At 33.2% G+C, this 16,327-nt stretch carries 15 protein-coding genes; 12 read left to right on the forward strand and 3 right to left on the reverse strand.

The annotated features are described in order from the left end of the window. Window positions 1-42: 42 nt before the first annotated feature. A complete protein-coding gene (gene mnmH, locus RB151_RS11195; RefSeq protein WP_071548847.1) occupies window positions 43-1,134 on the reverse strand; it encodes a tRNA 2-selenouridine(34) synthase MnmH in 1,092 nt (363 codons plus the stop codon). A 159-nt stretch (window positions 1,135-1,293) separates the two neighbouring features. Between mnmH and RB151_RS11200 the strand changes: the two genes are divergently transcribed. Next, window positions 1,294-1,557 carry a DUF3811 domain-containing protein gene (locus RB151_RS11200; RefSeq protein WP_042843769.1) on the forward strand — a complete coding sequence of 88 codons (264 nt, stop codon included), beginning with the start codon at window positions 1,294-1,296 and terminating at the stop codon, window positions 1,555-1,557. A gap of 125 nt (window positions 1,558-1,682) precedes the next feature. Here the strand turns inward: RB151_RS11200 and RB151_RS11205 are convergent, their stop codons facing one another. After that, window positions 1,683-1,934, reverse strand: a complete 252-nt coding sequence (locus tag RB151_RS11205) for a hypothetical protein (RefSeq protein ID WP_042843768.1) — start codon at window positions 1,932-1,934, stop codon at window positions 1,683-1,685. A 631-nt stretch (window positions 1,935-2,565) separates the two neighbouring features. On the opposite strand from RB151_RS11205, the gene RB151_RS11210 reads away from it, so the two are divergent. The 11 genes from RB151_RS11210 (at window position 2,566) to RB151_RS24340 (ending at window position 13,487) form a co-directional block, all read left to right on the forward strand. Next, a complete protein-coding gene (locus RB151_RS11210) occupies window positions 2,566-3,300 on the forward strand; it encodes a type IV pilus major pilin (protein ID WP_042843767.1) in 735 nt (244 codons plus the stop codon). 65 nt (window positions 3,301-3,365) lie between these two features. Then, window positions 3,366-5,015, forward strand: coding sequence for a prepilin-type N-terminal cleavage/methylation domain-containing protein (locus RB151_RS11215; protein ID WP_071548095.1), 1,650 nt, complete (start codon window positions 3,366-3,368; stop codon window positions 5,013-5,015). Window positions 5,016-5,033: 18 nt separating this feature from the next. Continuing rightward, the gene (locus RB151_RS11220; RefSeq protein WP_052219277.1) at window positions 5,034-5,486 is read left to right on the forward strand and encodes a TcpQ domain-containing protein; all 453 of its coding nucleotides are present in this window, start codon (window positions 5,034-5,036) and stop codon (window positions 5,484-5,486) included. A 15-nt stretch (window positions 5,487-5,501) separates the two neighbouring features. Beyond that, the gene (locus RB151_RS11225) at window positions 5,502-6,977 is read left to right on the forward strand and encodes a hypothetical protein (protein ID WP_042843765.1); all 1,476 of its coding nucleotides are present in this window, start codon (window positions 5,502-5,504) and stop codon (window positions 6,975-6,977) included. A gap of 3 nt (window positions 6,978-6,980) precedes the next feature. Further along, complete coding sequence (locus RB151_RS11230) at window positions 6,981-7,523, forward strand: hypothetical protein (protein ID WP_071548096.1); 543 nt, start codon at window positions 6,981-6,983, stop codon at window positions 7,521-7,523. A gap of 10 nt (window positions 7,524-7,533) precedes the next feature. Continuing rightward, window positions 7,534-8,355 carry a hypothetical protein gene (locus tag RB151_RS11235; protein ID WP_071548097.1) on the forward strand — a complete coding sequence of 274 codons (822 nt, stop codon included), beginning with the start codon at window positions 7,534-7,536 and terminating at the stop codon, window positions 8,353-8,355. Next, window positions 8,343-8,858, forward strand: coding sequence for a hypothetical protein (locus RB151_RS11240; RefSeq protein WP_071548098.1), 516 nt, complete (start codon window positions 8,343-8,345; stop codon window positions 8,856-8,858). The genes RB151_RS11235 and RB151_RS11240 overlap by 13 nt, the downstream gene beginning before the upstream one ends. A 2-nt stretch (window positions 8,859-8,860) precedes the next feature. Next, complete coding sequence (locus RB151_RS11245) at window positions 8,861-10,405, forward strand: ATPase, T2SS/T4P/T4SS family (protein ID WP_071548099.1); 1,545 nt, start codon at window positions 8,861-8,863, stop codon at window positions 10,403-10,405. Continuing rightward, a complete protein-coding gene (locus tag RB151_RS11250; protein ID WP_042843760.1) occupies window positions 10,389-11,417 on the forward strand; it encodes a type II secretion system F family protein in 1,029 nt (342 codons plus the stop codon). The genes RB151_RS11245 and RB151_RS11250 overlap by 17 nt, the downstream gene beginning before the upstream one ends. 14 nt (window positions 11,418-11,431) lie before the next feature. Continuing rightward, complete coding sequence (locus RB151_RS11255) at window positions 11,432-12,652, forward strand: hypothetical protein (RefSeq protein ID WP_042843759.1); 1,221 nt, start codon at window positions 11,432-11,434, stop codon at window positions 12,650-12,652. A gap of 1 nt (window position 12,653) precedes the next feature. Further along, window positions 12,654-13,487 (forward strand): prepilin peptidase, encoded by an 834-nt coding sequence (locus RB151_RS24340; protein WP_071548100.1) that lies wholly within the window; start codon window positions 12,654-12,656, stop codon window positions 13,485-13,487. Between the two features lie 45 nt (window positions 13,488-13,532). On the opposite strand, the gene RB151_RS11265 is transcribed toward RB151_RS24340, so the two are convergent. After that, window positions 13,533-15,917, reverse strand: coding sequence for a M66 family metalloprotease (locus RB151_RS11265; RefSeq protein ID WP_071548101.1), 2,385 nt, complete (start codon window positions 15,915-15,917; stop codon window positions 13,533-13,535). Window positions 15,918-16,327: the final 410 nt, after the last annotated feature.

Consider the following 16,327-nt stretch of genomic DNA (forward strand, 5'->3'; position numbering starts at 1 on the left):
TCACCGTTTTGAGCATGGGATTTGTATGATATGGATCTAAAATCAGTGCTGAGACGTTAGCCAATATTCAACTTCTTCATAAGTTCCACGAAAAATAATCCGCTGTTGTTTTTTGCTTAATTGGTAGAGATACATAGGGTCATAATATTCATTGAGTAAAGGGCATAACCAAGAATAGTGTGCTTGAGTGTCACCTGTCACTTTTTGTTCTGCAAGAGCAAGATCTAATAAGCGAGTTAATTCAATTGCACGCTGTGAACCTAAACGCTTACGAATAGCAAAGAGACCGTGGTGTAAATATTCGCTGTATTCTTGCCAGCCTTTTTCCTCCCCAAATACATTAAGAAATTCATGTGTCATACGGTCGAAGTATTCCTGTTTAAGGCGTTCGAGCCGTACATCAAAGGGGTCTTCAACCACCGCAATAGTAGCAGAGTCCATTTGACTTTTGAGTACACTGGGTAGGCTATTAGAACCAATTGCACGACCTTCATCCTCTAAAACCCAGCGGTTATGATGTTCTGCTTTTTTCAGTAGCATAACTGCCAAATGATTTTCAAATGTGGCTTGAGGAAATTGGGGTTGTAATGTGCGACCAAAAGACGACCCGCGATGATGAGCAATTCCTTCTAAATCAATCCCATTTGCTAAGTTATGAACAAGCGTTGTTTTGCCATTACCAGTACAGCCACCAATTAAAATTATAGGCCGTAGTGTTAATTCATTGATTGCATCAATTGCGGCTTGCCGTAATACTTTGTAGCCTCCTGCAACGAGAGGGTATTCAATACCAATGTCTTTTAACCATGATTGAACGATATGCGACCGCATTCCACCCCTAGCACAGCAAATATAGCCACTTTTATGGCTGAGACAGGCTTCTTTCCAAGCAGCTAAGCGTGCTTCTTTTATCTCACCACTCACAAGCTGATGCCCTAATGTGAGCGCTTGATGAGACCCTTCTTGTTTATAGCAAGTGCCAACTGCTTTGCGTTCATCATCATTCATTAAAGGGATATTAATCGCACTTGGCATCGAACCTTGTTGAAATTCGATAGGAGCCCTGACATCAATTAACGTGCTGTCAGTCGCCAGTAATTGCCGAATATTTTTTGAAGAGGGAGTTAATTCCATAATAACTGTGGTATTCATTAAAGTTGCAATAAGGCTAACTATACTCCTAATCTTATCACTTGGCACTTAATGTTAAGATTAAAAAGGCTTAATAGTACTTTGGCGTATAATGATGCTATATTGATGTTGGGTATTTCAATATGAGTAAGGGGCGAGATAATGAAGATGTTAACCATCCAAGAGATGACCGAAACTCAAAAGATGCAAGTTCGTAGTAAGTTGGCGCAAGAAAGAAAAAAACTTGGCCGTGAATTAACCAACTCTGAGCAAAATAAAGTCAAAAAGCAAATCATTACCGAAATATCTATTGAAGTTGATAAGCAAGCAAAGAAACTTCGAGCACAAAAGAAAAAAGATAAATTAATACCAAGTGACCAAACTTACAGTTGGTCTTCGGCAAACCATAAAAAAGGTTATCGATAACTAATTATTAGTAAGAATAGTTAGTAGGTTATTTTATTTGTTAGTGTAGTTAAAAATAAAAAATCGCGTATTTGAACATGAATAAATACGCGATTTTTTATTAGGTTAAAACGTTAAATATAATTCTATGAATCTAATCGAGAGACATCACAAATGATTTTTTCTTTTAACGCTTCGATTAGATATGAAGAGAAGGAGAGGGAGGTATACCCTTCATTTTTAATATTTTCAAATGCATCAATATATATCATAGGAACTTGTATTAATTTTGCCTTTTTCAAATCTTGTTTAGCAATTGGTGCAGGTTTTGAATTAATAGTAGACTCATGATTAGAGCTAAATGAAGTGCCAGTAAAGGATAATTTTGGATATGTCATGTTTATAGTCTCATATCAGGGCTATTTACCATACAACTAACGATAGTAATAGCGGTAATTGGTAGTAAAAGTAGTGTTTCGACTAAAAACAGAATTACTCAAGTGATAATAAATAAGCAATATACAAAGCACGTTTATTATCCCGAATGGGAGTATTTAGCCGAATAAAGAGTAAAATATATTAATATTATTTAATTGTATATATTTAATCGGTAGTATTTGCATAAATAATGTAACTGAATATTTCTTATTAAATTAAAATAGATTAGGAATAATCCTAATCTCTGTGTTTTTATATACTGAATAGATAAATAGTGCATACATATTAAATATGCTTTATGTATAAGATATTAAATAAAAGTTAATAAAGATTACAAGGTGATTACGACAATTAAATTTATAATAATAAAACCATGTTGACTGAAAAATAATTTGAACTAATAATTATTGCAATGAGAGGTAGTGATAAAAGGATACGGCCAATAAACATTTAATATAAACAAAATAAAATCTTGAAAGGTAATAAATAGAGTTACTATTAATAAAGAGAGTAACTAATTTAAATAATATATAATTTATCAATGTTATTGAATTTATAAAAATATATCAAATCAATATTTGAGGAATAACTATGTTCAAAGTGTATCAGCAGACTCAAAATTTAAAAATGAAACTCCTAAAAAAAGTATCTAAATATCACGAAGTAAAAAATCAGCGTGGTATGACATTACTCGAAATTATCATTGTATTAGGCATTGTCGGAACAATTGCAGCAGGTGTCGTCGTATTAGCACAACGTGCATTCGATAGCCGTGCAATCTCAGACTTAGTGAGCAATACAAACTCAATACGTATTGCAGCTAAAGAAGCTTATCAACGCGCTCCAGGTTACCCAGCAGAGGCAGGAACAGATTCTGCGAACTATACATTTGAGTCAATTAAAGACGCAAAAGAATCTACAGCAATTGTGGCACGCTTAGTTCAGTTAGGCAAAGTTTCGACAGACGAAGCGCGTAATAATATTTCTAATAACTTTATTGCGATCTCTGGAGCCATGACAGTAACGGGGCAGCCAGCAACGGGGCTGCGTGGGTTTGTTGTGGAATTAAATGGACTTAATCAAGAGCAGTGCCGTGCGGTTATTTCCCAATCAGGAAATTTATGGGATTACGTTGAAGTCGGTGTAGCAGCAGCTGGAGCAAGTAGCTTGACTGCAACACCAAAAAATCTCGCTGTAGAAATAACAGATGATTCACCTATCCTGCGCTCATTGCATGCCGATGGTAATAAAAACATTAAGCCAGATGACATCGCAACAGTTTGTGTCGATTCGCCAACTAACGCAGTTATTTTAGGTAGTCGTTAATAAATAGAGACTAATAACTCGCTAATAAAACCTCTCTTTAATTAGAGAGGTTTTGAGAAATAAAGATGAAAAAAAGTAAAATAGCAGGTTATTCATTACTTGAAGTTATTATCGTCCTTGGAATTATTGGTGTGATAATGGTTCCATTGAGCCGCTTTATTATTAATAGAATTGAAGATAACCGTCGCCAACAAATTTCAGATACAATCGTTGATGAAATGTATCGTTTTATAGACTTTGTTAATAGTGACGAACTAGAAACAATAGATGGGAACCTCAAGCGAAATCCTTTATTTCAAATAGGAAATAAAAAGCCAGAATACAGTAAGCGTGTGAGTAACTATAAAATTGAAGATGAGTTAACTCATGATAATTTACACTTTAATTGGGGAAGTGGCATTGGAAGTGAACGTAATTACTTTACCGATGAAACTTGTCAAGGAAGCCTACTTGAATTATCACTAAAAAAAGAATTTTTGAAATGTACAATTGACCCTTTAATTAGTCAACAGCCTGTTTTATCTATAGAAAGAATTGATCTTATTGGTGACACCAAAAGAAAAACAATTGAAAGAACTGATTTTATCGCAATGTACCACCCACAGAAAGAAGAAGAAAATTTATATGTTGATAATTTATATAATAATTTCATGCAATCATTTAAAGATAAGTCTCTATATTTAATTCAAGCAGATATGGTTTTTAAAGAAAAAGAAGATAATGAAAACACTAATTGGCAGTTATTAAAGAGAAATAATAAGAATATCAAGTTTGGGGAGTTAGCGCTAAATGCTGATGCTTTGAGTAATGATAATTATAATTATGGAATACGTTTTAGCTTCAATAGTAAAGCAGGGAAATATTTAAAATCAGATGGTTCCGTTAATACTGACAAATTGTGTTGGAATACGAAAAATAGTCAATATGGTCCTTGCTTGATGGCAAAAGATGAAAATAAACTTGTACTAACAAGTGGCGCTCTAGATAAAAATGAAAAAATGCCTGCTTTATGTTGGGATACTCAAAATAAAGCAAAATCTGTTTGTTTAGAATTGAAAGAAGTACCCGAAGACTTCAGTATAACGGATGCTCAATATTTAGATGACAGTAATTTTATACTCACCAAAGAAGATAATAAAGGCAATCAAGTAGCAGGAACATTAGTCGCTAATGTAGTTATTGAAGATAGTCATTATGAAGGCTCTAAATTAGTCAAAGAATATCGTACCGTCCCTGAAGTAAGTTATCACAGTTTTACAGGCAATAATAAGAGTATGATTGTTGGTGAGAATTATGTTGGAGATGATCTCAAAGAGGATGGGGTCATTACTATACCAAGAAAGTTATGTCCGGTAGTTAATGACGTAAGGTTATGGCCAAGGTTGACAGTCGCAGTTTCATCAATGGCGCCAGTTGTATTTGATGATGAAAAAAATATTTTAGATGTTGACCTCTCTCACGAGTCGAGTACAAGAATAAACAAAATAAAACACGTAGGGCTATCGGCAGGCGTCGTATTACAGGCTAGACACGGTTATGTTGTAGGTACAGCAACGACACCATTTCAACCGACTTGGATTATAAGTGCATCATTAGGTGTAAATAATCCAGAGAACGGGGATTCCAGTACTTATGTTAACCCTAAATCATTATCAATTATGGCAGTTGAATGGTGCAGTTCAATTAAAGGGGATTATTCTACTTCATATGATTAGTAATAAGGTATTCATATAATGAAATATAAAATGAGCGTGTTTATTTTATGTAGTTTAGCTTTCTCTTCTATTGCTAACTCAACAATAGGTCAACAAGGGTGGGTTAATTTAAAACCGATGAAAGAAATTAAATCGGTTTCTGATTCATCAAAAACTGAACAGCAAAATATCAATATAGAACAAATGACTGGTGATAAAAAAGAGGGTGAAGAGCAACGGGAAGTTATGAGTCATTTAATACTAAAGAAAAATGAGCTTTTAAGCCAAAGTATTGAAGAGTGGACAAAATTCAATGGCATTGATTTTATTTGGAATAGCCCAAAAGATATTGTCATTTTTAATGAGATCACAATTGATGGTACAGATAGGATACAAGTTTTAGAAAAATTAGGTAAACAACTGTCTTACCAAAAAGCAGGGTTTTATTTGAAGTTTTATGAAGAAAACAATGTTCTCGTGATTGATAATTGATAAGTAGAAAATACAATGAAAATGTGTAAATTGGTTTATATTCTATTGCCATTACTGCTTCAAGGATGTAGTAGTTTTTTTGAAGAAAAATATAATGACAAAGAATTATTTGATAGAGTAACTGACCTTCAAGATATTGATAGTAGCAAACAAGAGACATTTTTATCTCTAGGTACATCATATTTAGGAAAAGAAGTCAGTTACGATCGTCAGCAGAAAAAAGTACTCGATAAAGAAATTAATTTGACAACTTATGCACCTGTTAACATTTATACCGTATTAGAAATGTTAGGTGAACAAATGGAAATTACCTATAAAGTTGATGCGAGTACTCCTCAAGAGTTGGCTGAGAAAGCTACGGCTGGTGAGGATATATTAAAAAACACAGTATATACTATTAATTTTAAAGGTAATCTAGACGAATTTATTGGTTATTTATCAAATTTGTATGATGTAAGTATTCAACTGAAGAAGAATAATTTACTAGAGGTTAACTTATATTCAAACTTTGCGATCAACCTTGATTATTATGGGACAGATAATAACTATGAAGCTAGTTTAGATATATCAAGTAATGAGGCAGCCTCATCTAGCGGATTAAAAGGTAAATCAACAACCTCATTTAAATCCTCGTTCTGGGCAGATGTGAAAGATATGATGGATAAATATATCTCTTCAGGGGTATATAATATATTTCAAGACTCATCTATTTTGACGTTTGTTGGAAGGCAATCAGAATACAATCATGTCAATAAGGTTCTAGAGCAATACAAACAAGCAAATAGCCGTCAATTTGTTGTTAGCTATAAAATTTATATACTCGACAAGTCAAAATCTAAAAACTTAGAAGCAGAGTTGGGTTTTTCTTACAACAGTGGTGGTACGCAAGTCGGGTTTAATCAAAGTTTGCTGACTAAGTTAACTGGAAGTCTTAATGCTAATTCAAATTTTCATGGTGGTGAAAATGCCAAATTTCGCTTAGCCGCACAACTTGACGCTGTTTATAATTTAACTGGAAGTAAAATTTTGCAAAGTGGGTCTTTTATTACTCGTAATAATATGCCAATCCCGCTAAATTTAACTAAGACTCAACATTATGTATCTGGCATGACTTCAACTAAAAATGCCAATATGGATATTACTGAGAATCAGTTAACAACCGATCAAATTGTGACAGGGAGCAGTTTTATTATTACTCCGAGAGCCTTATCTGATGGGAAAATTGAAGTTGCTAGTGGATTTACACGTAAAAATCTGATTGGCATAGAAAAATTTGATAATGTTCAACTGCCTAATTATACAACAACGGAAATGTTTAATACTTCTGTAATTAAACCGGGTGATTTACTGATCGTTGGTAAATATGATGAAAATACAGAATCTGATGGACAAAAGGCAGGTATTTTATCAGCTATCTTAAAAAGTGAAGATGCGAATTCAACTATTATTATGATTGTAGGGATAGACAATTACTTTTCAATTAATGAGTAAGCCATGACATTAGCAGAGTTACTAAAGAATAAGCTGACTATTGGTGGTATATGGATTGATTCGAGCCAAACAGAAGAGCATCGGCATCGATTTTGGCTTGAGTCAACCAAAAAAAAATGTAGGAAAATTAGGTATAAAACTCGTAATGGTATGAAGGAAGTGTTATTTCCTAAGCAAGTGAAATTACACGAAATATTAGCTTTATATATTAAAGAACTTTATGGCGATGGCATGTTTTATGCTCCTATAGTTGAGGGTGATATTACACATTATTATTTAATATGCATTAAAGATGATTGTGTAATCTCTCCAATAGATACAATCATAACGGAGGGAATGCTCTCCTATATTTTGAGTCAAAAAGATACATCAATATATGGCTCTTTAGATGTGACGGTTATTAATGATGATATATTTGATGCAATTTATGAAGAGTATTTGAATCAGGAAAAAAAGTATCGTAATACAATCATTAAAGTTTCAGCGGCAATTGCTTGTGGTATAAGCATATTCACAATCATTATTTATATTCTATCCTTATATTAGGGTTATTAGTATGAAAGATATTCTTTCTGGCTGGCGTGAGCATGGCTTATTGAAAAGTAAGTATATGCTAATCATTAGTATTGTAATAGTATTAATTATCACCATTTCTGGTGTAATGTATTATTTACATTATAAAAAAACAGAAAAAGAGGCATTAGAAAAACAACAGCAGCAGTTAGTTCTCAATGATAAAAAGAAAATTACAAATTTTTATTTATCTCAGTTTCATGGGTATCAAGCTGATGATCTTATCATTATATTAAAACAAATTTTACTCAGTAGTTATGCATTTACAGCAAGTGGCTTCAATGAGGATATGTTTACTTGTAATGAAGATAACTGTCAATTTTCATACAAATTAAAGCCTGGTGCTATTTTTAATGTTCAAGATAAATTTTTTTTCAATGAACGCTACGAAGGGATTATTAGCCCAGATAGCTTGGATTTTTCTAATTTACAATTGAAATATACTGATAATAGATTGGAAAATAAAATAACTTCTCCTGAGGCAAAATTGCATGTACCTACTTGCAATGACTATATAAACTATGTTTATGCATACAATTCATCAAAAGATAACGAGAAAAAAAAGATAAAATTAAATGAATTACCATCTTCCTCTGTGTCAAATATAGAAAGTAAATGTTCAGGGTATCCAGATAGCCATAATTTGTTATTTGCAAAATTTGAAATGACTTTTAAAAATAACCCATTGGAAATTAGTTACTTATTAAACGGTCAACCTTATATTGATTATTATGTTTTTAAATCAATAGAGAAATTAGATGTTAACAATATTAAAGTTACAGGAGTTTTTGCATGCAAAAGATAATGTTTTCTATTTTAACATTAGGTATAAGCCTACAGTTCGCTTATGCAGATCCGCAAGCAGAAAGTATAGAATTACCAAACATTGAAAATAAAGAAGTATCAATTGAACAAAAAAATATTGTTGACTTAATGCAACGAAATCTTCAATTTGAATCAGAAAAATTACATATTGAAAATCAAATTACGCTAGCTAAGTTAAAAAAAGAACTAAAAGAGGTCAATGAAATTTTAAATGAGTCTCCTAGTCAAGAAACTGTAGCAACCAAGGAAATGGATAATGATGTCGAGGAGCAACGAATTAATGAACTGATGGATACTCCCGTTAAACCAATGGATAAGCCAAAAGTTATTATGATTTCTTATGTTGCGGGTATAAAAAAAATAGGGGTGGTGAATAGTGAGAATAGCCGCATTTCTTTTGTTAGTGAGAATAAACCATTTAGTATGAATGGAATGCGATATCGAGTTATTCTAAAAAACAATCAATATAAAGTTGTAGATTAATAATGTTCCAATCAATTGATTTTATTAACATAAATTGTATTGAAGGTGGGGTGAAGGCATTAGAAAAATGCCACTTTGAGTTGCTTGAAAAAAATTTAATCATTGTTGATTATAATAAATCCAAGTATTTAGTTATCAATAAAATTAAGATTGATAAACTAGAGAGTATATATATGGATTTATATTATACGCGTTCAGTTTATAAGAAAAATATTTGTGGGTTTATGTTGAGTACTGAATCTCAATATTACCAAATTATTGAAAAAGCAACTCGAGACAAGAGCAGTAACCTATTATATGAAACCAGTGATGTCCAAAAAGAACTAGAAAGTTTATTGCAGGTTGCCGTTGATACTGGGGCGAGTGATTTACATATTACTCGTGGGGATGTTATTTCAAAAGTAGAGTTTAGGGTTAATGGCTCTTTAATTTTATATTCTCAGTTAACATCTGCTAGTTGTGATGAATTGGTGTTTGTATTGTATAACGTTGAAGCGACGACTAAAGAGACAACATGGAATCGCCAACAACCGCAAAGTGCCAATATTTTGTATGATTTGAAAGGTAAAAAATACCGGTTTCGTTATGCACATTTCCCAATATTTGGAGAGACAAGTGATTGTTATCATTGTGTATTGAGAATTATACCTGCTTCTATAGATACTAACCCTAACCCTCAATTGGAGAGTACAGGGTTATCTGAGGTAGAAATTGAAGATATTAAATCAATACTAAGTAATCCATATGGTGCTTATTTTATTGCAGGAACAACGGGGTCGGGGAAATCAACAACATTAAAGACAGTTATTGAATGGCTACAAATAAATCGGTTTAACAACAAAGGTTGTTTTTTAACGGTGGAAGACCCCGTTGAATATTATATCTATGGTACCAAACAAAGTTCAGTATTAGATGTCGATGGTGGAGGGTTTCATTCCGCGATTAAATCCGCATTACGTCGTGATCCAGATGTACTTATGATAGGTGAAATACGAGATAAAATTTCAGCTAATGCATTATCTGGTGCAGTTGAAAGTGGCCATTATTGTTTCACAACCGTTCACGCAGGGAGCATTGTAACATTATTACAGCGGCTATCGGCACTCGGTATTACAGGAGACAAACTGTGTACACCTGGTTTTATTGCGGGCCTACAGTGTCAAAAGTTAATGCCAGTACTATGTTCGCACTGTAAAAAATCAGAGCTTGCCATTTTCGGTTCCCGGGAAATTGAAATATCAGTGCTTAACCAAGATGGCTGCCAGCATTGCAAATATACGGGTATCAAAGGACGTAAACTCGTTATCGAATATATGCGGCCATCAATTGATGAATTATCTGCAATAGCGAAAAATAATTGGCTTGAAGCGTATATGCACTGGCGTAAAAAAAGGCTAATTGGAAAAGGAATTGGTGAGGGGTTTCAAATTAAAGAAAAAACGCTGTTATTAGTAATTGAAAATAAAGTTTGTTACCACTGGTTTACTCATGAATTTGGCGCTATTCCAGCAGAAGATATGGAGGTAATTTTTGAAAAAATTCACTAAATCTCAGCGATTATATTTATATCAATTTTGTGCTGATATGATTAACTCTAACCTTCCGATTTATGATTCAATCATAAAACTAAAAAAAGAAGGGGAAACGGTTATAGGCAAAGGGTTTGTCAATAAATTGAATTATTTATTAGACAAAATGGCGAATAAAGAATCTATTGCATCCGTTTTTGATGGGATGGTACCAAAGAGTGAATTAAGTTTAATCTATTCTTCAGAGAAAAGTGGGGCACTTGCCAATGGCTTTACCAGTATCGTTGAGGTTATTAAATATAAAGACCAATTAATGTCAAAAGTCATCAAATCAATAACATTTCCTTTGATTATGTTGGCTTTATCTTTAATTGTGATAGCAGGTTATGCGGTCAAAGTTTTCCCTGCCTTTGAACGAGTACTACCGGTTACGCGTTGGCCTGTTGTGACCAGTTCATTATATGAATTTGGCTTGGCTTTATATAATGGGTTATGGGTTTATATTTTAGTAGCAGTCATCCTATTAACGATAATAACTAGGGTTATTATGGCAAATGTAACTGGGTTATTTAGGGATAGGTTTATGGACAGAGTAGTACCATTTTCTACTTTCAAACAATTAAATGCTTCTATTATATTAAATAGTTTGTCAGGGATGTTAAAAAATAAAATCCCTATTAATGATGCATTGACAATATTGAGTTTAAACGCCAATAGATGGTTAAAAAGTCATATTAATATTATGAAAGTTAATATGGCCAAAGGTCAAAACTACGGAGAAGCGCTGAATACAGGGTTATTAAATGTACATGAGCTTTTGAATATTAGTTTGTATTCCGCATTACCATCATTTCATGATGTATTAACATCAGTATCTGAAAAGTCAAAAATTAATATTAATGACAAAATGGATAAGCTTGCAGGATTATTAAAATCATTTTCAACATTAATATTAGGCGGTTGTGTCATCTGGGTGTTTATTGCACTATTTTCGTTATCAGATCAGTTATCTAAGATGTCCCAAATGTAAGTGAGAGGTTAATAATGAAAAAAGTAATTTTTTGTACCGTGTTGCTGCTGCCCATAATAGCGGTTGCTAAAACAACAAAAGGTGTTAATTATATTAATAACACTGCTTCTAATCCAATAATGTCGGTTTGTGCTAATACATCGACGCCATTACCTATATTTATTTCTACATTACGTGATTTTGGTTTAACATCTAAATTTAGTAATCGAGTAAATGTATCGGTTACCGCAGAATATTGGACTGAAGAAGAACGGGGTATTCCTATAAAAATTGCTAATTTTTTTGCAATGGATACGATACGGAAACCTGATGGTAGAACGCCGTTACTTGGGAATTATTCTACAAAAAAAGAGGTTTCGCCCATACCGATGAGCGCAAGAGAGTACAGTGGTATGTCAATCTCGGATGCAGGTTTGGGAAAACCGACAAAAACTGATCGGAAACGTACTTTTGAGTCTTATAATAGCCAAATACTCTATATCAAAAATCGAGGTGTTTACAACGCTAACTATTTTCCAAGGCAGCAAGCTGCACCAACTACTTATGGCGGTAGTGAATACTTTCGACAACCTGACGATATTATTTGGTTACCCGGACGCGCAATAAAAAAACTGACAATTCATATTTATGATTCAAACCCACCAGCATCTCCACCCGAACTAAAAGGGAGACCGGCACCTACAGTTACATTTGAGTGGAAAGCCAAAACAGGTTATAACCCAAAATCATCTGTTCCGCCTATACTGGAATTAACAAGTGTGACTTATTCTGGACAAGGTAATAGTTCTTGGGGGTCGGAATCTGCATCAGATAATGATATTGACAAGACGCTATACGGTAATGCAAGTGTATTAAGTAGCATAACATTAGGGGAAAAATACACATTAGCAATGGACTGGAACCGAAGCCCTATTATTAGAGACCTTGCGACTAACCCATTTTATTCTAGAGCATACCAATTAGAACGGGATGCATTTAAAGCGGGAGATCTGGATTTTGCTCAATTAGTCAATGCGATAAGTCAAAATAAAAAATTAAGTGCTTATGATATTAACCTTAAAAAAACAGATTTTATTTATACCAATATTGATGCAATAGATAGAGATCTGGGATGGGGGCATGGAGGAAAATATAAAATAACCTATTTTAGAGGCAGTATCAACGCTTATAATAATGTATATATTGATCAAAAAAAATATGAAAAAGACGGTTCAATAATGAAGATTTGTGACTAGTATGTTAGAGTTTATTCATTATTATTATACTGTGATTGCCATTATTATAGGCTGTTGTGTTGGTAGTTTTATCAATGTAGTAATATATCGTTTGCCTATTATAATATTTACACGGGGAGAGGCGGGGAATTTTTCATTAAGTTTTCCTGGCTCTCGCTGCCCAACTTGCAAAAATAAAGTATATAAACGGGACAATATTCCTATATTAAGCTGGTTAATTTTAAAAGGGAAATGTCGACATTGTCATTGCCCTATATCGAAACTTTATCCTCTTTCAGAATTTATTTTTGGCTTTTTTTTTGGTTTGGTTATTTTCTACTATTATTTTGATAGGGAACTCGCTACATTGGTGATGTTTTTAGGGTTATGTTCCGTTTGCTATGTTATATTTTTCATTGATCTTAAATGGTTAATTATTCCAGATGAACTGAACTATTTGTTAATTTGGCTCGGGTTATTAAGTTCTGTAATGAGCTGGACAAATATAACTCCTTTGCAATCTGTCACAAGCTGTATGCTCGTATGGTCAGTGATTAAAATAGTTATTTGGGGGTTCAAATTGTCGACAGGTAAAGATGGGCTCGGTGATGGTGATGCCAAACTGTTTGCTGCAGGCGCCACTTTTATTGGGTTATTTGCGATCCCTTGGCTTATTTTGTTATCGGTATTATTTGGTTTATTAACTTATTTAGTTGTTAGGTCTGTTAATTATAGACCGGATCGAGGAGAGTTTGCTGAGTACTATGATATTGATGAAAAAAGTTACATTCCATTTGGACCTGCTATTTGTTTTGCTATAATGGTATTAGTTTTTTATTTCCATATAATGATGTGATTCTCCACATAAACTCCTCGTTTATATAAACGAGGAGTTTATCAACTAATTAGAATTGATAGTAAAGGTTAGGTCATCATTACCTAAATTAATCTTACGGCTTGTAATCACTGAGCCATTATGAATGACCCTAGCTTCTACGGGGTGTAAACTTCTTTCGATATTCACGTGAAATTGGTTCATTTCATTTCTATTAATTTGAATGGGGGCTAACTGAAATTGTAAACATCTTCCAGTTATAAGGCTGACTTCGAGGTAATCTAAATCTGTATCGAGTTTATTACTATCATCTGGATAGACCATCCCATAAGAACCATTAAGGGCAGGGTAAATATAACTTGGCAATTTATTTTCGGGGTCATGTAACCCTAATAAGGTTATCACCTTAACACCTTGCTTGTAAGGGACCAAATCCTTAAGAAGTGCATCATCATCATGCATAATCCATTCGCGGCCATCAGAGATATAATGTAGTACTTCATTATTATGTATAATTTTCTGAGTATCATTTAGATGAAGAGTAATACTATAACTTGCTGAAGTATCAATAGTAATTAAATAATCCGGGTAATTATTGGGGGTAGGGAAAATAATATTAGGTGCATGTCTACCATTATAACAGTGGATCATAGCTTCTTTATTAAACTGGAAAATATTTATTAATTGCTCTTCGGTGATATCTTTACCATTTTCTATGGGGACATCACTATAAATATATTTTGATGTGGTATGACGGTACTCTCTCATTTGTTGTAATTCTTCATCCCAGCGAGAAAACCCTGTGGCCGAGTTAACATTAAAAACAGCTTTACTTTCAAGAAAATGTTGAATTTGGTTAAGTGAATGAGGAGTATGTAAGGTAAATGCATTGTATTTTTCATACATAGGTGAACCCCCAGCCATTGCATCATGGCCGAGAGAGTGCTCCTTATAAGGGAGTGCGAATAACCCTTCACCTTCATTTTGTAAATACGTGGGTTTATTTCGTGTTGCGCTTTCAAAATTGGGAATAAAAAAATTATTGTGGCTATCCCATCCCCATGTTGAATTTCGCTGGCTAGGAACGGCGTTGACAGAACCATAAAATCCACCGGGGTAGTGCCCTAAGCCATAATTATGTCCAATTTCATGACTAAATTCATTACGAATAGTGTCATCTAATGTCGCCATACCTGCACCACCAGAACCGCCGTGCACTTGTAACCCATTTTCATATTTTCCTATAGAGGTGTGTACGGTTATTTGTGGTGTTACCATGTTACTCGCTTTGTCTCTTCCTGCATTGAAAAAGCCGTAGTTGGCAAAATTAATTCCAGATGCAATTAACGATTTTGCTATGTATTCCCGCATAATGCCGGTGTGCCAACCCCCATCACCAGGAGCAATACCTACCAGTAGCCGGCCATCATGCAACATAAGTTCGGTTAAATAAATAGGATCGTAGGTTGTTACCGTTAAGCGAGATAAGGGGACTTGTTGAAAATATTGCTGATGATATTCATGCATTTGTTGAAATTCGAATTTGTCCCTATAGGGTGTTAACATACCAATAGCAATAGTATGGAGAAGTAACTCATTAGGTGCACCAATATCTATATATTCAATATCTCCTTTTTTATCTTGATGTGTAAATTGTAAGGTAATATTAGGCTTAATAAATTGGCTTGGCACTATAATTGACCAACAATTACCAATATAGTCTATTTTTGATAGGAATTGGTCACAGTTATTTTCTGTATTTATTTCGAACCAAGTGCCATCTACATTAATGAGTGTAAGTTCGTCACCTGTAGCTAACTCAACATTTCTACCATTGAAAAATACTGAAAATCGATAAGTTGATTTACATTGAAATATGATTTTTTTTCGCGAATATTTTTCATCTGACTCAACTTTGAATGATGAATTGTAGTGACCATCGCTGGTGATTATTTTAACCGTATCATGATTAAGAATAATATCATTAAAATAATCGGGGTCATCTAACTGATGCAATTGTTTATCATTACTAACAATGATAGTAACTTCATTAGGGTGGGGTTGGGGAGGACTAATATTGGCATAGATTGGTTCACAAGTTGACGTTAGCTCATTTGGATTTTTCATCTTAGCTTCAAATATAATACGTTTTTGTTTATCAAAAACAAATAACTTGACGTCATCATTATGCGCTATGAATTCTCTAGGTTGGAATAGAAACATAGTTTTTCGATTAGATATTATTCTTGGTTGAATATCATCAGGAATATGCTTTCCCGCTGGGATTATACAATTCTGTACATAATGAACTGAACCTGCCAATGTACCGCTTGTATCACTTTTATATTTGTTATTATTAAAATGAGAGTTATTTCCTTTAGAAACAATAAGTTTATTGAAGTAACCTAATGATTTATTATTTTGTAATATTATAGTTTTGTCATGTGCCATTTTAGTTTTCTCATTTATAAAGCATGATTTTATTTCATGCGAGGTTGTTTGGGGTGTTTTAATAATAGATATATAACCAAAATTGAATCTATATTATTATGATTTTTTGTGTATATGTATATGATATATTTAAGTATATAATTAATTTTTTTAGTTAATAAATAAAATTCAAGTGACATTGTTTTAAATGAAGATGTGGTAAATTAATTATTGTTATGTTTATTCTGTTAAGCTATATTTATTAGGTAAGTAAAGTTTAACTTTCATTTTCATGATTCGCTAATTAGGAGGCAATTTATTGCCTCCATTTTTTTACTATTTCAACATTAGCCTTTATGGCTCCCTCATATTAATTTTTAGTGTATTATTATTTATACACATTAGAAAATAATGAACCCAATTACCTTTAT

Source organism: Providencia rettgeri, from assembly GCF_001874625.1.
GTDB lineage: Bacteria > Pseudomonadota > Gammaproteobacteria > Enterobacterales > Enterobacteriaceae > Providencia > Providencia huashanensis.

Excerpts from the sequence above, each read along its gene's own strand:
- RB151_RS11230 (WP_071548096.1), top strand. The coding sequence starts at position 6,981 with ATGACATTAGCAGAGTTACTAAAGAATAAGCTGACTATTGGTGGTATA.
- RB151_RS11225 (WP_042843765.1), top strand. The coding sequence starts at position 5,502 with ATGAAAATGTGTAAATTGGTTTATATTCTATTGCCATTACTGCTTCAA.
- RB151_RS11265 (WP_071548101.1), bottom strand. The coding sequence starts at position 15,917 with ATGGCACATGACAAAACTATAATATTACAAAATAATAAATCATTAGGT.
- RB151_RS11255 (WP_042843759.1), top strand. The coding sequence starts at position 11,432 with ATGAAAAAAGTAATTTTTTGTACCGTGTTGCTGCTGCCCATAATAGCG.
- RB151_RS11215 (WP_071548095.1), top strand. The coding sequence starts at position 3,366 with ATGAAAAAAAGTAAAATAGCAGGTTATTCATTACTTGAAGTTATTATC.
- RB151_RS11245 (WP_071548099.1), top strand. The coding sequence starts at position 8,861 with ATGTTCCAATCAATTGATTTTATTAACATAAATTGTATTGAAGGTGGG.
- RB151_RS11235 (WP_071548097.1), top strand. The coding sequence starts at position 7,534 with ATGAAAGATATTCTTTCTGGCTGGCGTGAGCATGGCTTATTGAAAAGT.
- RB151_RS11210 (WP_042843767.1), top strand. The coding sequence starts at position 2,566 with ATGTTCAAAGTGTATCAGCAGACTCAAAATTTAAAAATGAAACTCCTA.
- RB151_RS11240 (WP_071548098.1), top strand. The coding sequence starts at position 8,343 with ATGCAAAAGATAATGTTTTCTATTTTAACATTAGGTATAAGCCTACAG.
- RB151_RS11205 (WP_042843768.1), bottom strand. The coding sequence starts at position 1,934 with ATGACATATCCAAAATTATCCTTTACTGGCACTTCATTTAGCTCTAAT.
- RB151_RS11220 (WP_052219277.1), top strand. The coding sequence starts at position 5,034 with ATGAAATATAAAATGAGCGTGTTTATTTTATGTAGTTTAGCTTTCTCT.
- mnmH (WP_071548847.1), bottom strand. The coding sequence starts at position 1,134 with ATGGAATTAACTCCCTCTTCAAAAAATATTCGGCAATTACTGGCGACT.
- RB151_RS24340 (WP_071548100.1), top strand. The coding sequence starts at position 12,654 with ATGTTAGAGTTTATTCATTATTATTATACTGTGATTGCCATTATTATA.
- RB151_RS11200 (WP_042843769.1), top strand. The coding sequence starts at position 1,294 with ATGAAGATGTTAACCATCCAAGAGATGACCGAAACTCAAAAGATGCAA.